At 66.6% G+C, this 16,079-nt stretch carries 22 protein-coding genes; all 22 read right to left on the bottom strand.

Annotated elements, in window-relative coordinates; translation table 11 throughout:
• Positions 1-323, bottom strand: a 323-nt coding sequence (locus QMC96_12440; GenBank protein MDI6877565.1) for a hypothetical protein, incomplete at its 3' end; no start/stop codon positions are given.
• A 1-nt stretch (position 324) separates the two neighbouring features.
• Positions 325-822: a hypothetical protein gene (locus tag QMC96_12445; protein ID MDI6877566.1), complete on the bottom strand. Its 498-nt coding sequence runs from the start codon at positions 820-822 to the stop codon at positions 325-327.
• Between the two features lies 1 nt (position 823).
• Positions 824-2,428, bottom strand: a complete 1,605-nt coding sequence (locus tag QMC96_12450) for a hypothetical protein (protein MDI6877567.1) — start codon at positions 2,426-2,428, stop codon at positions 824-826.
• Positions 2,429-2,432: 4 nt separating this feature from the next.
• Complete coding sequence (locus QMC96_12455; protein ID MDI6877568.1) at positions 2,433-2,594, bottom strand: hypothetical protein; 162 nt, start codon at positions 2,592-2,594, stop codon at positions 2,433-2,435.
• Between the two features lie 19 nt (positions 2,595-2,613).
• Complete coding sequence (locus QMC96_12460) at positions 2,614-3,024, bottom strand: hypothetical protein (protein MDI6877569.1); 411 nt, start codon at positions 3,022-3,024, stop codon at positions 2,614-2,616.
• A 28-nt stretch (positions 3,025-3,052) separates the two neighbouring features.
• The gene (locus tag QMC96_12465; GenBank protein ID MDI6877570.1) at positions 3,053-4,012 is read right to left on the bottom strand and encodes a hypothetical protein; all 960 of its coding nucleotides are present in this window, start codon (positions 4,010-4,012) and stop codon (positions 3,053-3,055) included.
• Between the two features lie 4 nt (positions 4,013-4,016).
• On the bottom strand, positions 4,017-4,652 hold the full coding sequence (locus QMC96_12470) for a hypothetical protein (protein MDI6877571.1): 636 nt from the start codon (positions 4,650-4,652) through the stop codon (positions 4,017-4,019).
• A 61-nt stretch (positions 4,653-4,713) separates the two neighbouring features.
• Positions 4,714-5,247, bottom strand: coding sequence for a hypothetical protein (locus tag QMC96_12475; protein ID MDI6877572.1), 534 nt, complete (start codon positions 5,245-5,247; stop codon positions 4,714-4,716).
• The gene (locus tag QMC96_12480; GenBank protein MDI6877573.1) at positions 5,244-5,741 is read right to left on the bottom strand and encodes a hypothetical protein; all 498 of its coding nucleotides are present in this window, start codon (positions 5,739-5,741) and stop codon (positions 5,244-5,246) included. The genes QMC96_12475 and QMC96_12480 overlap by 4 nt, the downstream gene beginning before the upstream one ends.
• Entirely contained in the window at positions 5,738-5,977 is a 240-nt protein-coding gene (locus tag QMC96_12485; protein MDI6877574.1) for a hypothetical protein, read from the bottom strand. Before QMC96_12485 ends, QMC96_12480 begins: the two co-directional genes overlap by 4 nt.
• A 1-nt stretch (position 5,978) precedes the next feature.
• Positions 5,979-6,572 carry a hypothetical protein gene (locus QMC96_12490; GenBank protein ID MDI6877575.1) on the bottom strand — a complete coding sequence of 198 codons (594 nt, stop codon included), beginning with the start codon at positions 6,570-6,572 and terminating at the stop codon, positions 5,979-5,981.
• 3 nt (positions 6,573-6,575) lie between these two features.
• Entirely contained in the window at positions 6,576-6,923 is a 348-nt protein-coding gene (locus QMC96_12495; protein ID MDI6877576.1) for a hypothetical protein, read from the bottom strand.
• A gap of 75 nt (positions 6,924-6,998) precedes the next feature.
• Positions 6,999-7,667, bottom strand: a complete 669-nt coding sequence (locus QMC96_12500; GenBank protein MDI6877577.1) for a hypothetical protein — start codon at positions 7,665-7,667, stop codon at positions 6,999-7,001.
• 4 nt (positions 7,668-7,671) lie between these two features.
• Positions 7,672-8,001, bottom strand: coding sequence for a hypothetical protein (locus tag QMC96_12505; GenBank protein MDI6877578.1), 330 nt, complete (start codon positions 7,999-8,001; stop codon positions 7,672-7,674).
• A gap of 12 nt (positions 8,002-8,013) precedes the next feature.
• The gene (locus QMC96_12510) at positions 8,014-9,186 is read right to left on the bottom strand and encodes a hypothetical protein (protein ID MDI6877579.1); all 1,173 of its coding nucleotides are present in this window, start codon (positions 9,184-9,186) and stop codon (positions 8,014-8,016) included.
• A gap of 18 nt (positions 9,187-9,204) precedes the next feature.
• On the bottom strand, positions 9,205-10,149 hold the full coding sequence (locus tag QMC96_12515) for a hypothetical protein (GenBank protein ID MDI6877580.1): 945 nt from the start codon (positions 10,147-10,149) through the stop codon (positions 9,205-9,207).
• Between the two features lie 72 nt (positions 10,150-10,221).
• Entirely contained in the window at positions 10,222-12,717 is a 2,496-nt protein-coding gene (locus QMC96_12520) for a phage portal protein (GenBank protein MDI6877581.1), read from the bottom strand.
• 6 nt (positions 12,718-12,723) lie between these two features.
• A complete protein-coding gene (locus QMC96_12525) occupies positions 12,724-14,154 on the bottom strand; it encodes a hypothetical protein (protein ID MDI6877582.1) in 1,431 nt (476 codons plus the stop codon).
• A complete protein-coding gene (locus tag QMC96_12530) occupies positions 14,129-14,674 on the bottom strand; it encodes a hypothetical protein (GenBank protein ID MDI6877583.1) in 546 nt (181 codons plus the stop codon). Before QMC96_12530 ends, QMC96_12525 begins: the two co-directional genes overlap by 26 nt.
• 74 nt (positions 14,675-14,748) lie before the next feature.
• Positions 14,749-15,087 (bottom strand): hypothetical protein, encoded by a 339-nt coding sequence (locus QMC96_12535; GenBank protein MDI6877584.1) that lies wholly within the window; start codon positions 15,085-15,087, stop codon positions 14,749-14,751.
• 1 nt (position 15,088) lies between these two features.
• Complete coding sequence (locus tag QMC96_12540) at positions 15,089-15,586, bottom strand: hypothetical protein (GenBank protein MDI6877585.1); 498 nt, start codon at positions 15,584-15,586, stop codon at positions 15,089-15,091.
• Positions 15,579-15,887 carry a hypothetical protein gene (locus QMC96_12545; protein MDI6877586.1) on the bottom strand — a complete coding sequence of 103 codons (309 nt, stop codon included), beginning with the start codon at positions 15,885-15,887 and terminating at the stop codon, positions 15,579-15,581. Before QMC96_12545 ends, QMC96_12540 begins: the two co-directional genes overlap by 8 nt.
• Between the last annotated feature and the right edge of the window lie 192 nt (positions 15,888-16,079).

A 16,079-nucleotide genomic window follows, 5' to 3' on the forward strand; every position in this document is an offset into this window, starting at 1 on the left:
TCGGCGTGGTCCGGGTCGTAGTAGAGATACAGGACCGTATCCTCGGTCGCCGAGATCGAGGGAACTTTCACGTAGAGCAGCCCGAATCCGTCCGCCGGGCTCCATTCCGCGACCTCGACGTAACACTCGGTATCCTCCGCCGTCGCGATCGCCAGTTTCCGGTAGTCGGTCCCGAGGTCGGTCACGACCGGCCGGAGGTTCGTCCCGGTCGACCCGGCGGAGTCCGAGAGGACCACGGCCAGGGGGAAGTTCTGCAGGTCCTCCCCGATCTGGGTATGGTCGATCGTGATCGTGACTTTCGGAGCGCCCCAGCCGGCCAGCATCTCAGGACCCTCCCGTCGGGATCCCCGCGATGAACTTCACCGTGTAGGGGATGGCGCGTGCGTGGGCGCCGGTGATGATCGGCCGGATCTCGTCGATCGCCACCTGCGGGTAGACGTTCCCCCCGTGGGTATAGTGCTGCTGGCCCGTGATTTTACCGGTATAAGCGTCGTCGTTCACGTACAGGTCGAACGACCCGCCGACGCCCAGGGCGAACGCTACCACCCGGCGCAGCTGCATGGCCGGCGTCACGTCCGGCACCCCGAACAGGGACCGCAGCCCTTCCGCGTGGTCGTCCGGGAGTTCGTCCGTGTGGAGGAACTCCCCCTGGACCACGATCTCGTGGTGCCACATCCGCTTGTCTTTCAGGACCGTCCCTTTATCATTCGAGCGGTCCTGGGCGAACAGGTTGTTTTTCAGGACCGGCGTGATCTCCTGGACCGGGCAGAAGTAGGCCACGACGACCCCGAGTTTCTGCAGCCGGACGTCCTGGTATCCCATATCAGGACCGCCCCCGGAGTGCTTTCCCGATCGCGTCCGAGACGTATCGGGCGAGTTTCTGTTCGTCCATGCCGCGGGCGTCGGACCCGGAGATCTGGACGGCGCCCCGTTCGACCGTGACGTGGACCGTGGTCCCGCCGCCGCCTGCCGGTGCCGGTGCGGCTACCGGGATCGCCCGCGCGCCGCGGTTAAAATGCGTCACCATATCGCGGCCCCACTGTTCGGCCAGGCGGTCGTTCTCGGCGATATCGAACGACAGGGCCGCCTCGATCATAGCCCGGATCGCGGATAGTTCCGCCTGGAGCTGCGGCATGCGGGACCGCACGCCGTCGATGAACTTCCCCATGAGGTCCGATCCCCAGACGGGCGAGCGGTTCACCAGGTCGGTAAAGGTCGATGCGACTGCAGTATGGACCTTCGCCGTCTCGGTCTCCGTGGTCCGGGCGGTCGTGGAGATGTTCGACTGCATTGATGTCATGCTGGCGGCGAACTGCTCCGCCGTCTTCGAGGTGTCCGGGCCGAGGGTCTGCAGGAGTTCCTGCATGCGGGCCTGCTCGTCGTCGATCGCGTCCGATGTCCCGGTCAGGGCGTCGACCAGGCCGAACAGGGCCGCGTCCGCACCGCCGATCAGGTCCGAGACCGTGCGGTTCACGGTGACGGGTCCGGTCTGCACGCCGACGGTCAAGCCCTCCGCGAACCCGCCCCGTGCGTTCCAGTCCGCCCAGCCGGCCTCCATCGTGGCCCGGGCCGTCTCCAGCTGCTGGCGGATCGGGTCCAGGAGCCCGCCCAGCTTCTCCCCCAGGATCGGGACGTTCTGGATGACGGCGTTCACCCAGTTCAGGGCGAACTGCGCCCCCCAGACGCTGGCCGTGGCGGCCACGAGCTGCAGCCACTGCACGACGTTATCCTTAAAATTCCCCAGGATCGTGAGGGCATTGTGCAGCCAGCGGCCGAACGCCGCGCCGGCGTCCTCGACCGCCTGGATGATGCCGAGTTTCCAGAGACCCCAGACCACGATCCCGCCCAGCACCAGGCCGGCCAGGATCGATAACCCGAGCGCCAGGGTGGACATGCCGAGGAGGGCGGCCAGGGCCCCGAATTTCGCCACCAGGAACGACCCGCCGAGCAGGCCGAACCCGCCGCTCAGGATCGGGAGTATCCAGGCGGCCGTGGCGGCCGCCCCGGCGATGGCGAGCAGCCCGAGCACCAGGAGCGCCCCCCAGGCGATAACGTCCTGGACCGGTTCCGGCAGGGAGTCGAACCACTCGTAAAGCGCCTCCGCTTTCTCCGCCAGCCAGTCGAAGGCCGGCGCCCAGGTCTCCCCGATCTCCATGGCGAGCATGGAAAACCAGAGATACGTCTCTCCGAGCGCCGCCCGGAGGTCCGGGGAGAGCGCGATGATCGCCGCCATGGCGCCGGAGGCGGCGAGCCCGATCGACTGCAGGGCCGACTTGTGGCGTTCCATCCACCGCTGGGTTTTCCCTTCGTCCGCTGCCGCGGTCCGCGCCGTCTCCGAGATGGCTTTCCGGACTCGATTCTCCGCGTCGACGACCTGCTGGTATCCCTGGGCCGCGTAGCGGGCGATCAGTTCGGAGATGACGACCATGCTGTTACCGCCTCCGGAACCGTCGTTCGTTCTTCCGCCGTTCTTCGTCCATTTTATCCCCTTTGCCTTTCAGGATCGCCAGGTGGGCCCGGTATTCCCGGACGGGCAGGACCGCCCGCAGATCGAACGGGCAGCCGTACTCCGACCACAGGACAGAATCCTGCATCACCCGGGACTCCCAGGCATCAGTCGGCTCGATCGCCAGCCCCCGCCCCCACAACTCGAAAGGACCGCTGCGTCTCCTCGTCGAGCTCGTGGAATGTGCCGATCGCGTCCGCCAGGCCGTCCCGAACGTGGGCCGGCAGCGCTGCGATGTTCTCGGCGGTCGGCTGGAACCCGGCGGGACCTTCGACGATCCCCGCCTTGATGGTCTCGACTTTCACGGTCCGGATCTCGTCGGGCCCGATCGCGCCGCCCCGGTTCCGGGACCGGCCGCGGAGCGCCTTCGCCTCCAGCTGGTCTTTTTCCAGCTGGGTCAGGGCCCGGATCACAAAACGGATCTCGCCTCCCGGCACGTCGAATGCCAGGGTCCGGGTCTCCTGCCGCTGCCGCTCGAACGCCTCGAGCGCCTGGGTCCAGGTCAGTTCGGCGGTCATTCCGGCTTCGCCTCCATGCGCTTCGCGATCATGCGGACGGCACCCGGATCTCGACTTCGGTCGTTCCCAGCGGTCCGAGCACGATCTCCGCCTGCAGGTCGCCCTTCGCCGGCGAGGAGACCGGGGCGTCCAGGATCACGCAGTCGGAGAGCGTGATCTGCATCCCATCCAAGCAGGCGGCCCAGCTGGCGGCCCCGTCCCGCAGGAGCGGGATCACCACGTCGACCGCGGCGGCGTCCTCGATGCAGTCCTGGTAGAGGCTGGTATCCAGGATCGTGACGCCGAGTCGCATGTCGTACCGGCCTTCGGCCTCCTCCTCGACGATGCAGTAGGCGTTCCGGGTGGCGTCGCCGGCGTGCCCGCGGGCCGCCAGCCCGTTCTTCCAGGCGAGGTCGAACGAATTGATATTGGCGAGCGGTGTCCCGCCGACCGTCACTTCCCCGAGCATCCAGAACCGGTAGGGCTGGAGCGTCGGGACCGTGACCGGCGGGAAACTGCCGGCGGCATAATCGACGTCCAGGATCGCGGCGACGAAGTCCATGGTCGCTTTCAGGGCCTCGCCGCGCCGGGCCGATAGCGTGAGATCGGCCTTGCACCCGACGTAGTCTTCGATCAGGGCGGCGTCCCGCTGGCACCGTTCGACGGTCACGGTCTCCAGGATATCCGCGCTCGTGAACTTCGTGCCCGTGTAGCCCGTGCCGGAGACCGGCGAATCGGGCCCGATCGCGCACTGGAACGGCACTTTATCGTCCAGGATCTCGAACGGGACCGTGAAGCTCAGGTCGTATTCGTCTTTGCTGAACAGGTGCGGCCCCCGGATCCCGCCGGCCGTCGCCTTCGCGGTCTTCGGGTTGACTTTCGGGAACGTCACGTCGTCGACGATCAGGCCGAAGGGGTTCGTCAGGGTCGCTGCTTTGACGTAGGGGGTGACCCCCTCGTCGCCCCAGCTGATCTGCCGCTGGGACGCCAGGAGATAGCGTTCGGTCATGGTGTTACTCTCCGTAGTAGGGCAGCACGTTCCAGGAGGCGCTGCCGTCTCCGATCTTGATTCTGCCGGTATCGGTTTCGCGTCCGGGCTCGCCGGCACCGAGCACCGGGTTCTCGCTGGCGAACACGGCCGCCGGTCCGGCCCGCGCCAGGATCCGGATCAGGGCGGATGTCGGCGGGTTGGTGTAGACCAGCCCCTGCACCCGGATCCGCCAGGACTTGACGGCGGAACCTGCATCCCAGGTCGTGCTGATCGACTGCCCGATCGCCGTGTCCACGAACCCGGCGAGTTCCAGGGTGCGGGGGTTCGACTCGATCCAGCCGGTCAGCTGGTCGCGGATCCGGTACAGGTGCGTGTTCGTCTCGGCGTGGATCTCCAGGGCGACGGCGTACTGGTGTTTCCAGAGGTCCGCCCGGAGGTCCGGCCGTTCGGCACTATCGGACGCCTCCGCGACCACGACGTGCGGATAAAACCGGTTGCGGTCGGGGAAGGCGGTCACGACCATCGGCGATCCCGGCGGCCGGCTGGCGGTTTTCGGGTCGGTGATGGCCCCGCCCGCGACGGCGAGCCGGAGCAGGTCGCGCCAGAGGTCGCGGACGATGGTCTCGGATAAAGCGTCAGAAGAAACGGTAGTTCCCATATATCACCTCGTTCGGTTTCTCTTGAATCGGCTGCTCGTTCGCGGCCGGTCCGGTGTTCGGTTATCGGTCCAGGATGCCCTGGCGGTACTGCTGGGCTCTCTTTTCGCCCTCGCGGATGCGGCGCTCGATTGCCCGTTCGACGGTCGGGGCGATGGTGTCGACGGCCAGCTGCAGCGGCGCGAAGGCCGTCAGACCGTGGACCGCGATGTGGCGCCGGATGTTCAGCACCATCTCGTCGAAGGTCTCCCCCTCGTTCGGGACCAGACCCTGCAGGCGGCACCACGCGGCGATGGCGTCGTGCGGCGGCATCTTCGCCCCGGGCCGCCGTCCGAACTCCGCGATCACGTGCTGGATCGTTTCCCCGACCACGTCGTAGACCATCGCGCCCGGTTCTTCGGGGTAGACGGTCGTCCGGTTGACGGCCTCGCCCGTGGAGACGTAGGGCCGCCCGTGGTCCCCGAGGGCGCCTTTCCCGGCGTCCAGGTTGTCCCGCCAGAGGTCGCGGGTCCGCAGGGCTGCCTTGAACAGTTCTTCCGAGACGATCGCCGGGTGGTCGGGGAAGTTGACGACGGTCCGGCGGATCTCGTAGCTCATGGCTGCCGCCCCGGGAGTTCCCGCAGGTAGAGCGTATTTTTTACCAGGCCGGGCGCGAACGGGTGCTCGACCCGCCGCACGTCCGCCACGACGTACTGCCGGACCTCCCCGGGATATCCCTCCAGGAGGACCGACGCCCCCGAGAACGCGACCGGGTAACTGTTGGCGCCGATCGTGACGGTCCAGACGCCGCCCGGCTGCGTGACGGTGAAGCTCGAGATCCCGGGCAGGCGGAGGACCTGGTCGGCCACCCCTTCCCGTTCGGATCGGATGGTCAGGGTGGACGGGACCGTGGCGAGCATTGAAGCGTCGATCCCGCGACCTTCCATCCTTCGTAATTCCTTCTCTGACGGGCTGGAGAGTATGGTTTTGACCACCTGCAGGATCCAGGTGGAGGCGGTAGGGTCCAGGGTATCATCGGCGTCGAATACTGCCGAAATACACTGCACCAGGAGTGCCGGTTTTCCCCCGGCCTGCACGAGACCGTCGATCATGGTGATCCGAACCTCCCGAGCAGCCAGGAAAAGAACGCGATCACCAGGGCGACCCCCATAGAGATCCCGCCCACGATGATCCCGTCCCGTCCGAGCCAGCGGTGGCGCTGCGCCTCCAGGACGCGGAGCCGGTCCTCGTGGTCGTCGAGGCAGGTATCGACCTTCTCTTTGAGGTCCTTGACGATCGCGTAGGTCTCGGTGATCTTCTCCACGTCCTCGCGGGTGAACTCGACCATCTCAGGCGCCCCCCGTCACGCGGAAGCGGTCGAGCACCTGCTGCATCTCCGCGGTGAGGTTCATGGCCGCCGCCATCGCCGAGAACGAGATCGAAAAACCGTCCATGGATACCGACGCGACCCCGCCGGCGATCTGGCGGTCCCGTTTCCCTTTCTGCAGGGCAGAGATCGCCATCTCCTCGGCGAGTCGGACGATCGCGGGCGGCGGTACGGCGTATCCGTAACTGTAGACGACGGCCAGGTTCTGGAACCCGCGGGTCCAGGTGCCGCCGTCCATCCGGACCAGGATCCCCGCGTCGGTCTTCACGTAAAAGTCGGTGCCTTCCGTGAGGGGTCGGCCGTCCAGGGTGACGGTCGTCAGGGCGGAGACCGGGAACCCGGCCAGGCGGATCCGGTCCCGCCCGTTCCCGTCGAGAGTCTCCTCGACGTCTTCATGCAGGGCGAAGTCCCGCCCGCAGTAGGTATCGATCAGGCCGGCCGCCTGGTCCAGGAGGGCGTCGGCGAGGCCGGTCAGGGCCCCGTCGTCGTCGAGCCCGAGGTCGGCATGCGTGACGCCGCTCAGCGCGATCGCCCGGGATGCGTCACCGTAAACCATGGATCAGTCCCTCCCGTGCCGGAACTCCCAGACCAGGTCGACGGTGCTCCCGCCGGCCGGTGCTTCGGCGGCGGTCGCCTTCACCCGGACCCAGGACCAGGGATCGGATTCGACGACGTAGGTCGTGGCGTCGGCCGCCAGGTCCACGCCGGCCGTGGCGACCGGGGCATCGAAGTCCGGGTCGTCGAAGGTGGTCCTCTCCAGGACGACGGCGACCTGCTTGTCGGTGTTGTTCGTCACCTTCACGAGAATCTTCCCGATCGTGCGCATGTCGATCGCCGTCGAGTAGACGGGATCAGTGTCCGGGACGGGGATCGATTCAATCGCGCTCGGGTTCACGCCGCGGGTCATCGCGGTCCTCCTGATCTTTCTCCCGGTCTGCCGGCACCGGGATACCGTTCTTCACGTGCAGGACGCGGGCCATGGTTACCTCCGCACCGGCTGTCCCAGCAGGCCGCAGTAGAGCGAGACCGTCGCCGACTTCCCGGCGCCGGGGGCGGTGTCCAGGCGGACCCGGACCTCGATCCGTTCCTCCGTCTGGTGCACGATCTCCCAGCTCTCGATCTTCGTGCAGGCGGCGCCGTCGCCGGGTTCGAGCTGCGGGATCCCCACGGTGACAGGTACCTCGTCGACGTATGTACCGGCGATCGGGATCACCAGGTCGCAGAAGTCGTAGAGAGTGCCTTCGGTCGTGATGTCGCTGTCCATCGCGACACTGGTGCTGTCGGCGTCCTGGACGGCGATCGCCATGGTGGCGTCGTTCTCGGCCCAGGTCTTCCGCGTGAGGACGATCGCGGCGCCGTCCACCGCGATGTCGAACCAGGCCGCGATGTCCGTATCCTTGCCGAGCTCTTCGGCGATCTTCTCGGCGACGGCCGCCACGTCGTCGTCCTGGAGGACGGGGACGTTCGTGTCGATCGGCGATCCCGTCATGCCGTTGGCGGTCAGGCGGATCACCAGGGTCCCGTTCGCCGTGGCGCCGGCAGTGACGGTGCCGGTCAGGACCTGCGGGATGCCGGTGATATCGGCGAAGACCGCGAACCCCTCGACGGCGGCGGTGATGTTCGGGTTCGTGCGCGGGCGGACGAGGTGCATGGTATCACCTCGCCGGGATCCCGATCAGCCCGCCGTAGAACAGGATGCCGTTGCTCTTCCCGCCGCCGGGGGCCTGGTCCACGTGGACGGTGACGGTGATCTCGTCTACGTCCTGGGCGGTGATCTCGAAGCTGGAGATCTTCGTGCTGGCGGACTCGGCGCCCGGGATCAGCTGCGGGATCCCCAGGACCGCCGGGACGGATGCGTATTCGACCTCGGGCTCGATCACCAGGTCGCAGGATGTGGCGATACCCTCGATGACACCCGTCTTCCGGAACACCTCGACGGCCACGACGATATCCGGGTCAGCCCGGGGGCGGGCGAGAATGGTCATCTCGCTCCCCCCTCAGATCGCGTAGTCGTAGAGCCACTTGCCGAAGACGCCCTGGCTGCGGTCCACGTAGGTCCCGTACTCCCCGAGAGCGAAGTGCTCGGCGAGCCCGATCCGGCCCAGGGGCAGCAAGAACAGCGGCGCCAGGCTGGCGTAGTAGCTCGCCCGCTTGTTGACGATGAACACGTCGCCCTCGCTGCCGATAGTATAGGTGACGGGCTGGGCGTCGGTATAGGTATGCTCGGTGACGTTGTGGCTGGCGATCACGGGGACCCCGCTGATGTAGATGATCTCGAACCCGTAGTTGAACGAGTTCGCGTTGTTGTCGATGATCGCCCGGACCTGCATCTCGTTCTCGAGCTCGTCGAACAGCGTGTGGCTGGTCCAGATCTCCAAGTCGCCCTTGCTGACGTTCGCGTTCTGCAGCAGGTCTTTTACCTCGGCCTTGATATCCTTCAGGAGGGCGTCGGAGGCGGCCAGGTTGACGCCGGATTTGTCGATGTTGTTGCCGCCGGTCGTGGCGTGGACGCTCATGCCGTCGAAGACGTTCGCGTCGCCGGGGCTGCCGTCCTGGAGGGCCTGGGAGTGGTCGCCGTAGAGGATCGCCTGCTCCTTATACTGCAGGTATTCGGAGACGCGGGCACCGAGCGCGGTCTCCCGCACGGGCACGTATCCCCCCTCGGCGCCGCGTTCGGCGAAGTCGCCGACGTTCACCGCGTCGACGTAGATCTTCATGTCGTAGTCGGTGTCGGCGAGGGTGAACTCGTTCGTGACGGTGGACAGGTCGAGGGAGTTCGCCTCCGAGACCCAGCCGCGGGGGGCGTCGCGGGCGCTGATGACGTTCGTCCGAACGGTGTATCCACGATATCCGACCTGCGGCAGGCGGGCCAGGAGCGGCGCGTCTTTCCGCATGATGTCCAGGATCTCGGGGTCGAAGGCGATCGGCACGGCGTCGGTGACCGTTGTGCTGGTGACCTGTTTCTGCTCCATGGCGCCGATGAACTTCTGGATGCCGCGCTGGGTGAGCCCGCGGGCTTTCTCGACGTTCTCGGGCTTGCCGTAGAACATGGACTGGATCGACGGCGTGAACCCGCTGGACAGGGCGCGGAACCCGTGGCGTTCCCACATCGCTTCAAAGGTGCGGCCCGGGTCCTTGCGGAGTCCGAGCACGTCGCGGATGGCTGGCATGGTTTCTTGATACCTCCTTTAGTAGGCCGGCACGAACTCGAGACCGGGCTCGGCCGGCGGTGCGGCCTTCTGTTCTGTCTTCGGTTCGCGGACGACGACGATCCCGCGAGGTTCGGCAGTCTTCCGGGCGGTTTTTGACGCCGCCAGGGACGCCTGGATCGCAGGCAGGGCGTCGAGGGCTTTCAGGCGGTCGAGCACGGGCTCGAGGGCTTTGTGCATCTCGTCGGCGACGATCTGCCGGATCTGGGCCTCGTCCAGGACCTGGACGCCCTTCTCCTCATCGTCGTCACCGGAACAGGGTTTCTGCTCCTTCTCCTCGTCCTCGCCTTCGGGCTTTTCCTCGTCGGAGGGTTTCTCCTCCTCCTCGTCGTCGCCCTGTTTCTTCTTGTGGATAAGGTCGTCTTCGGGCATTTCTGGCTCCGTTAGAAAGGATTTAGCGACCGCGGCGATCGCGGCGCTGACGGCATCGGGGTTCGACGGGATCCCCACGACGGAGATCTCCAGGAGGTCCGCGTCGTCGAAGGTCCAGCCGCCCTCTTTCCGGGGGCTGGAGACGGTCGGGATGAACCCGACGCTCCACCCCAGGGGCAGGCCGGCCTGGATCTTTCCCTCCAGGACCTGGGAGCGGTAGTCGTAGGGATCGAGCGCGGCGACGGCACGAAGCACGCCGTCCACGATCCGCCCGTCGTTCCAGACGCCGAAAATATCCTCGAACCGATACTCGGCCATCCCGGAGGGTCCCCGCCCGTGGTTCGCGTAGAGCGGGACCCGGCCGGTCTTGACGGCGGCCAGGAGCGCCTGGAGACCCGCCTCCGAGAACTGGTCCCCGTCCCGGTCCACGCTGAGCGATGAGACCGGAACGTCGACGTAGATCGTCTCGGGACCGTCGCCGCGGAGGGGCGCCCGCCAGATCTTGACCTGCTTCGGGTCGACCGATACCGATTTGATGCGACGTTCTGGCATCTGCAGTAAGGATAGAACGGTATAGGGTTATGGGTTCAGCCCGGTTCAGTGTGGTCGGTGAACCGGACTGAACTACTGGAGCCCTTCCTGCCGCCGCCACTCGAACAGGGTCGCTTTCCCGATCCCGAGGCGGTCGGCGGTCTTATTCTTGCTCAGCTCTTTGTCCAGGCGGTCCAGGAGATCGCGCAGGGTCTCCCCGGGATATCCGTGCTTCAGCAGGATCTCCTGCTGCCGTTCGGAGAGGACCGGTTGCACGTGCAGACTCCGGAGGGCCCGGAGGTCCGCGGGCAGGTCCTCGCGGAGGACCAGGCGCTGATCGCACATGCAGTTGAACGGCTGGTCGTCGCCGACCACGAAGGCCCGCCGCGGGTAGTCCCTCGGCTGCCCCTTCACGCCCAGCTGGGGGACCGTGAATGACTCCGCGACCGGGACGATCGTGCCGTCCATGGCCGCGTGCCAGGCCCGCGTGCGGCCGGCGATCTTCCGGCTTTTCCAGAGTTTCCCGCCGACCAGGTCGCCCGACTTCTCGCCGAGCGCCTGGACCCCGTAGCGGGCGGCACCCAGGATCTCGGTCCGCGCCACCAGGAGGGCGTGGTCCGCCTCGAGGTCCGCCTGCAGGGCCCGCCAGGCCTCGATCACGTTCCCGCCCTCGCCGACGATCCGGGTGAGGGTCTCGCGGACCCGTTCTTTAACCGAGTCCTCGACGGATCGCATGTGGATCGCCGCCCGCTGCTGCAGCACCCGAAACGCGAAGGTCTCCCGGATATCGTAGTCTTTTTTCACCGATATCCGGGCCCCCCGGGCTTTCGGTTTGAGCTCGTCCTCCAGGCGGGCCGCTTCGAGATCGATCCCGTGCTGCAGGGCCTCGGTCATGGGATCGAGCACGGCCTTCTGCAGGGGTTCGGTCAGGTGGATCCCGTCGACGATCGTCGGGATATCCGCCAGGGTGAACGTCTCCGGGATCTCGATCCGCCCGAGCTCGTCGGCGAAGACGCCCGAGACGATCCGGTGCAGGGCACGGATCCGGGTCTTCCAGGCGGGCGGGTCGTCGTCCTTCGAGGCTTTGAGGTCCTGCAGGGCTTTCCGGACCGAGTCGTCGGGTGCAGCCAGGCCGAGCAGGGGCCCGCCGCCGAAGAGAGGTTCAGGGGCCTCCATGCCGAGGAGCGTCGATAAGAACCATTCGGGCTGCGTGCGGGCGATCGCCTGGTAGACGTCGAACGGCATATCGCCCCAGGGCACGGGCTCCGCGCCCCGCTCCAGGAGGATCCGGTTCGGGGTCGTCAGGCCGAGCCGGAGATCGGATTCCTGCTCGAGCCGTTTCTGCCGTAGCAGGATCGGGTTTTGCGGGTCCCAGACGAAGGCGAGTTCGCCGTCGATCTCCCAGTATGCCGCCAGGTATGGCAGGATCCGCTTGTTGATGGCCGCCGCCAGGAGTTCGAGCAGGGGGACCGTGGTCCGCCGCCAGACGGTCTCGGCCTGCTCCTGGGCCGTCGACCTGTTCACGTCTGCTAGGTCCCCGACCTCGTTCGGGTTCAGGCCGAAGGTCATCCAGACCAGGTGATGATACCACCGCTGGGACTCCAGGAACTGCAGGTCGCGGAGGTTGGGCCTAAACGGGATCCACTGCAGGTTCTTCGCGCCCAGGATCGGCATTTTGTGCGGATTCCCGGCGATATCGGTCTGCCAGTATTCCCGGAACCGGTCGACCTCGGGCTGGTTCGCCTCGACCAGGTTCAGGACCCCCTCGGGAATTTCATTGGAGGGGAAATATTTCAGGTTGCTAATATCCTGGTTCAGGATGATCTCCACGAGGCGGTGGATCTTCTGGATCCGCCCGAATCCGTAGGTCCGCCAGGTCCGCGGGTTCTCTTCGACCCAGACGATCTGGTCCCTCGAAAAGGGGATCGGCGCGATCGGGCGGTAGCCGTACATGCCGAGGGTCCCGAGCTGGCCGCGGAGGAACTCGTCTTTTTTCGGCAGCCCGGCACCGCCGTAGAAGAGCGACCCCTGGGCGACGCCGAGCTGCATGCCGACCTGGTAGTATGCAGGTTCGTCGGACCCCGGCGGCGGCAGCCGGCCGTGCTTGTCCGGGTTTTTGGTAAAGGTGGCCCCGTCCCGCGGATAGATCTCGGCGAGCCAGCCGTCCGCATCCGGCACGAGTTCCAGGACCCCGGCGTCGATCGAGAGGATATCGATCAGCCACTGCTTACAGAGGCCGTCGAACGTGGTGTCGTTCCCGTTGAACCCGCCGTCCAGGAACTCTTCGATCGCGTCCGCAGCGGTCGCGTGTTTCGAGGTCGGTTTATCGACGGTCGGCGCGATCGCCCAGGGCGTGGTGGTGACCTGCTGCAGGATCGTGTCGAGCGGGATCGAGACCGTGTGCGAGAGCTCCAGCAGGCGGACCGAGAGCAGGTCCTCGTAGCGGGGGATCCCTTTCGTGGCGGTGTAGAAGATCTGGTTTAACTGCTGGGCTTGCGGGCCGGCCGGTCGACTGCCGGCGCCGTTGAACCCGCGGAGGCCCGGGAGCGGGTCCTTGAACAGGTTGCGGATGCGTGCGGATAGTGTCATGGCTCGTTATCTCCGGGAGACCGTGCCGAACGCCAGGGCCGGCGCCGCCTTCGGGACCGCGAAGGTCAGCATGAGAGCGTCCGCCCGGTCGGGGCTGGGTAACCCGCGTTTTTTCATGTCGTCTTTACTTTCGATGAGGATCTGGCCACGGGAGTTCAGTTTATACCGGATGTTCGAGAGCTGGGCGACCAGCTTCTCGTCGTCCTCGAGGTCGATCTCCTCCTCCTCGAACCGGGTCCGGAGGCCCCACCACCACTCGGCCCGGGCGTTCGCGTATCGTTCGGAATCGGCAGCCGCCTCGCCGCTCTGCATCTCCTCGACGGGGTGCCCGAGTTCCTTCAATCGGTCGTAGACCCCGGCGCCGACCCCGACGGCGTCGACCTTCGCCCGGGTGGCGCCGGTGTCACGGAGGGCCACGACCACGTGGCCGGCGGTCTCCATGGTATCGCCGAACGGGATCACCTTCCGGATGCGGGCGACGGGGCCCCGGCGGTGGACGATCACGGTCTCGTCGCTGCCGAACCGGGCGACGTCGACCCCCAGCTCCTCGGGGATCCCGGGCGGCAGGGTCCGCTCGATCGCAGCCTCGATCCAGTGGAGCGGGATCAGGGTATCGTCGCCCGCCGTCGGGAACTGGCCGAGGACCTTCGCCGTATAGAGCGGCGAGGACCGCCCCCACTCCTGCAGGCGGTCGGCGACCCAGCGGGGCGTCACGAGATAGGGCGCCGGCAGATCCTGGGTGATTTTCGATTCCCAGGTGCCGGCCAGGATGTCCTGTTCCGTGATGCCGAAGGCGGTGAAGTTCGGGGTATCGAACGCCGAGATCGAGACCTTCGCGGTCCCGGGCGTCTTGAAGGCCTTCGCGAACGACCCGGCGGGGTTCGTCGGGTTCCCGATCAGCAGGAGGCGCGACTGGTCGCTCGTCAAGACCCCGTTGATGGCGTCGAAGATCTCTTCGGAGACCCCGCTCGCCTCGTCGACCACGACCAGGAGATAGATCGCGTGGAATCCCTGGAACCGGTCGGGATCGTATTCCGGCGCCGTAAACCCCCAGGCCCACCAGTCCTCGTCGAGTTTGAGTTCCTGGGTCAGGAGGGTTCCGCCGAGCGGGTACCGAGCCCGCTGGTGCGATGTCCGGATCTCTTTCCAGAGGATCCCGCGGACCTGCCGATCGGTCGGTGCCGTCGTGATCACGAGCGAGGGGCGGTGCGTGTAGAGGAACCAGAGCGCCGCGTCCGCCGCGATAAACGATTTTCCGCCGGCGTGGCAGCTCTTGACGGCGGTTTTGTGGTGGTCCCGCACGCTTTCGAGGACCTCGACCTGTTTACTCCAGGGCTCGTGCCCCAGGACCTCCCGGACCCACCAGACGGGATCCGCCTGGGCCCGCCGCAGGACCGCCGCCACGTCCGCTTTATGAGCCGTCTGCGTCTCCGCCATCCGTCGCCCGCTCCACCAGGGCCTTCCAGGACAGTTCCCCGGAATGTTCGATCTTCTGCGTGTCTTTCCACTTATCCGGCTGCCAGTTCAGGAGCAGGAGCCGGCGGTCCTGGTGGCTCCCGGCGACCCATCGCGGGGTGATGGACTCGACCCGGAACCCGGCTGGGACCTTGATCGTGTGGGCACCGCCCGCGGGGTCCGTGAAGGCGATCGTGCGGGTTTTTGTCTCCGCGGGGTCCGCGACCATCTTGGGTTCGGGGACGTAGTAGCCCTGCGCGTGCCGGTACGTGGCATTTTCCACGACGGCGACGGCGACCTGTTTCACGTCCAGGCAGGCCGCCTTGAACTCGGGGTGCCGGTGCCGCCAGACCCGGACCGTGTCGATGTTCAGCCCGCCCGGGCAGAGGGGGGCGAGGATCGCGGTGATCTGGTCGTAGGTCATGGGGTCGTCGCGGTCGCGGGCCGCCATCCGCACGACGTCGCAGAACTCGGGGCGGTACTTGGAGTTATTCGCTGCCATGGCTGGAGGCCCCCGGCGCGGTGTCGGTCCGCGGCCCTCCGGAGAGGGTCCCGCCGGGGCGGGGGCGAGGGAGTTCAGCCCGGAGACGGGGCTCCGCGGAGGACCTCGCCGAGGAACTCGAAGAAGGCCGATAATTTCTTCGAGCGGCGGATCCCGGCTTTCAGGGCGTTCTCGATAATGATCAGCAGGAACCCGTAGGAAACCAGGTATTCGACCAGTGTCTCTAAGGTGACGGCGATCCCGATATACCAGAAGAGAGCTCCCAGAATCGCGCCGAGAATGAGGGTAGCCATAAACTTTACTCCGTCCAGCTCCTGGCCGGGCGTTCGCAGGTATCCCAGGACCGCGTAGGCCGCGGCGATGAGAACCGAGACGATTAAACCGATTACGAGTTCGAGGAATAGTTCGACCATTTTACAGACCTCCGAATAGTTCTTTCAGGACGTTCCGGACTACCGCCGCCACGTCCGCCTCGGGGACCTTGACGACGTAGTTCTCGAGTTCGTCCCGCACGATCTCCCGCACCCGATCGTCGATGGTGCCGGGACCGGGTTGTGGCGCCGGGCCCGGTTCTGGTTCGGGTCCCGGCCCCGGCTGCGGTTCGGGCTGCGGTTCTGGATCGGGCGGATTCCCGATCGTGATCTCCACGTCGGCCTGGCCGGTCTCGCCTCCCCCGCTCAGCTTCAGGTGGACCCGATAGACGCCGTCGGCGGGGAAGGTGTAGGTCCAGGGATCCTCGCCCTCGTCCGACATTTTCAGCCAGGGATAGGTGACGCCCTGCTCGAAGACGGTCCAGAGGGTTTTCAGCGGGTCCCATTTCGGGACCGAGCCGTCCGAGGGCGTGGTATTTTTGAACCGATAGGTCCGCGGCTGATCCGGGACCGGTTCGGCTGTAAACGATGCTTCAAACATTCGAGTTCCTCCATGCCTGGATCAGGTGTCGGTAGTATCGCCGCTGCCAGGCCTCGGTCCGGATCCCGAACATTCGGGTCAGGGTATGGGCGAGGCAGCGGGCGGCGGACGCACGGATCCAGGCGTGCATATTATCCGCCGGCGGGAGGTCCGGGTCGGTGTCCAGGGGCCCGCCGTCCAGGAGGGCGTGCAGCAGCTCGTGGACGGTCCGCAGCTCGAGGACCTCCCGGGTGTCGGGCCTGCAGACCATCACCGAGGCCCCGCGGTTCCACATGCAGCCGCGGATATCGGTCGACGGCACGCAGGGGAAGAAGTAGAGCGACCCGGACGGGGATGGTGCTCTGCACCCGCTCCGCGATCACGGCCCCGGCCTCCGCTGCAGCTGTTTGATCGGGCAGGTGACGGCTGGATTGTCCAGGCAGGGCGGACCCTGGGCGTCGGACGATAGGGATCGGGTGCAGCCGTAAGGATCGAAGTAGAACGGGCAGTCGGT

The sequence above is a fragment of the Methanomicrobiales archaeon genome, from assembly GCA_030019205.1.
Taxonomy (GTDB): Archaea; Halobacteriota; Methanomicrobia; order Methanomicrobiales; family JACTUA01; genus JASEFH01.

Excerpts from the sequence above, each read along its gene's own strand:
- QMC96_12460 (MDI6877569.1), bottom strand. The coding sequence starts at position 3,024 with ATGACCGCCGAACTGACCTGGACCCAGGCGCTCGAGGCGTTCGAGCGG.
- QMC96_12530 (MDI6877583.1), bottom strand. The coding sequence starts at position 14,674 with ATGGCAGCGAATAACTCCAAGTACCGCCCCGAGTTCTGCGACGTCGTG.
- QMC96_12535 (MDI6877584.1), bottom strand. The coding sequence starts at position 15,087 with ATGGTCGAACTATTCCTCGAACTCGTAATCGGTTTAATCGTCTCGGTT.
- QMC96_12540 (MDI6877585.1), bottom strand. The coding sequence starts at position 15,586 with ATGTTTGAAGCATCGTTTACAGCCGAACCGGTCCCGGATCAGCCGCGG.
- QMC96_12465 (MDI6877570.1), bottom strand. The coding sequence starts at position 4,012 with ATGACCGAACGCTATCTCCTGGCGTCCCAGCGGCAGATCAGCTGGGGC.
- QMC96_12500 (MDI6877577.1), bottom strand. The coding sequence starts at position 7,667 with ATGCACCTCGTCCGCCCGCGCACGAACCCGAACATCACCGCCGCCGTC.
- QMC96_12475 (MDI6877572.1), bottom strand. The coding sequence starts at position 5,247 with ATGAGCTACGAGATCCGCCGGACCGTCGTCAACTTCCCCGACCACCCG.
- QMC96_12525 (MDI6877582.1), bottom strand. The coding sequence starts at position 14,154 with ATGGCGGAGACGCAGACGGCTCATAAAGCGGACGTGGCGGCGGTCCTG.
- QMC96_12510 (MDI6877579.1), bottom strand. The coding sequence starts at position 9,186 with ATGCCAGCCATCCGCGACGTGCTCGGACTCCGCAAGGACCCGGGCCGC.
- QMC96_12450 (MDI6877567.1), bottom strand. The coding sequence starts at position 2,428 with ATGGTCGTCATCTCCGAACTGATCGCCCGCTACGCGGCCCAGGGATAC.
- QMC96_12445 (MDI6877566.1), bottom strand. The coding sequence starts at position 822 with ATGGGATACCAGGACGTCCGGCTGCAGAAACTCGGGGTCGTCGTGGCC.
- QMC96_12485 (MDI6877574.1), bottom strand. The coding sequence starts at position 5,977 with ATGGTCGAGTTCACCCGCGAGGACGTGGAGAAGATCACCGAGACCTAC.
- QMC96_12495 (MDI6877576.1), bottom strand. The coding sequence starts at position 6,923 with ATGACCCGCGGCGTGAACCCGAGCGCGATTGAATCGATCCCCGTCCCG.
- QMC96_12520 (MDI6877581.1), bottom strand. The coding sequence starts at position 12,717 with ATGACACTATCCGCACGCATCCGCAACCTGTTCAAGGACCCGCTCCCG.
- QMC96_12515 (MDI6877580.1), bottom strand. The coding sequence starts at position 10,149 with ATGCCAGAACGTCGCATCAAATCGGTATCGGTCGACCCGAAGCAGGTC.
- QMC96_12455 (MDI6877568.1), bottom strand. The coding sequence starts at position 2,594 with ATGCAGGATTCTGTCCTGTGGTCGGAGTACGGCTGCCCGTTCGATCTG.
- QMC96_12490 (MDI6877575.1), bottom strand. The coding sequence starts at position 6,572 with ATGGTTTACGGTGACGCATCCCGGGCGATCGCGCTGAGCGGCGTCACG.
- QMC96_12480 (MDI6877573.1), bottom strand. The coding sequence starts at position 5,741 with ATGATCGACGGTCTCGTGCAGGCCGGGGGAAAACCGGCACTCCTGGTG.
- QMC96_12505 (MDI6877578.1), bottom strand. The coding sequence starts at position 8,001 with ATGACCATTCTCGCCCGCCCCCGGGCTGACCCGGATATCGTCGTGGCC.
- QMC96_12470 (MDI6877571.1), bottom strand. The coding sequence starts at position 4,652 with ATGGGAACTACCGTTTCTTCTGACGCTTTATCCGAGACCATCGTCCGC.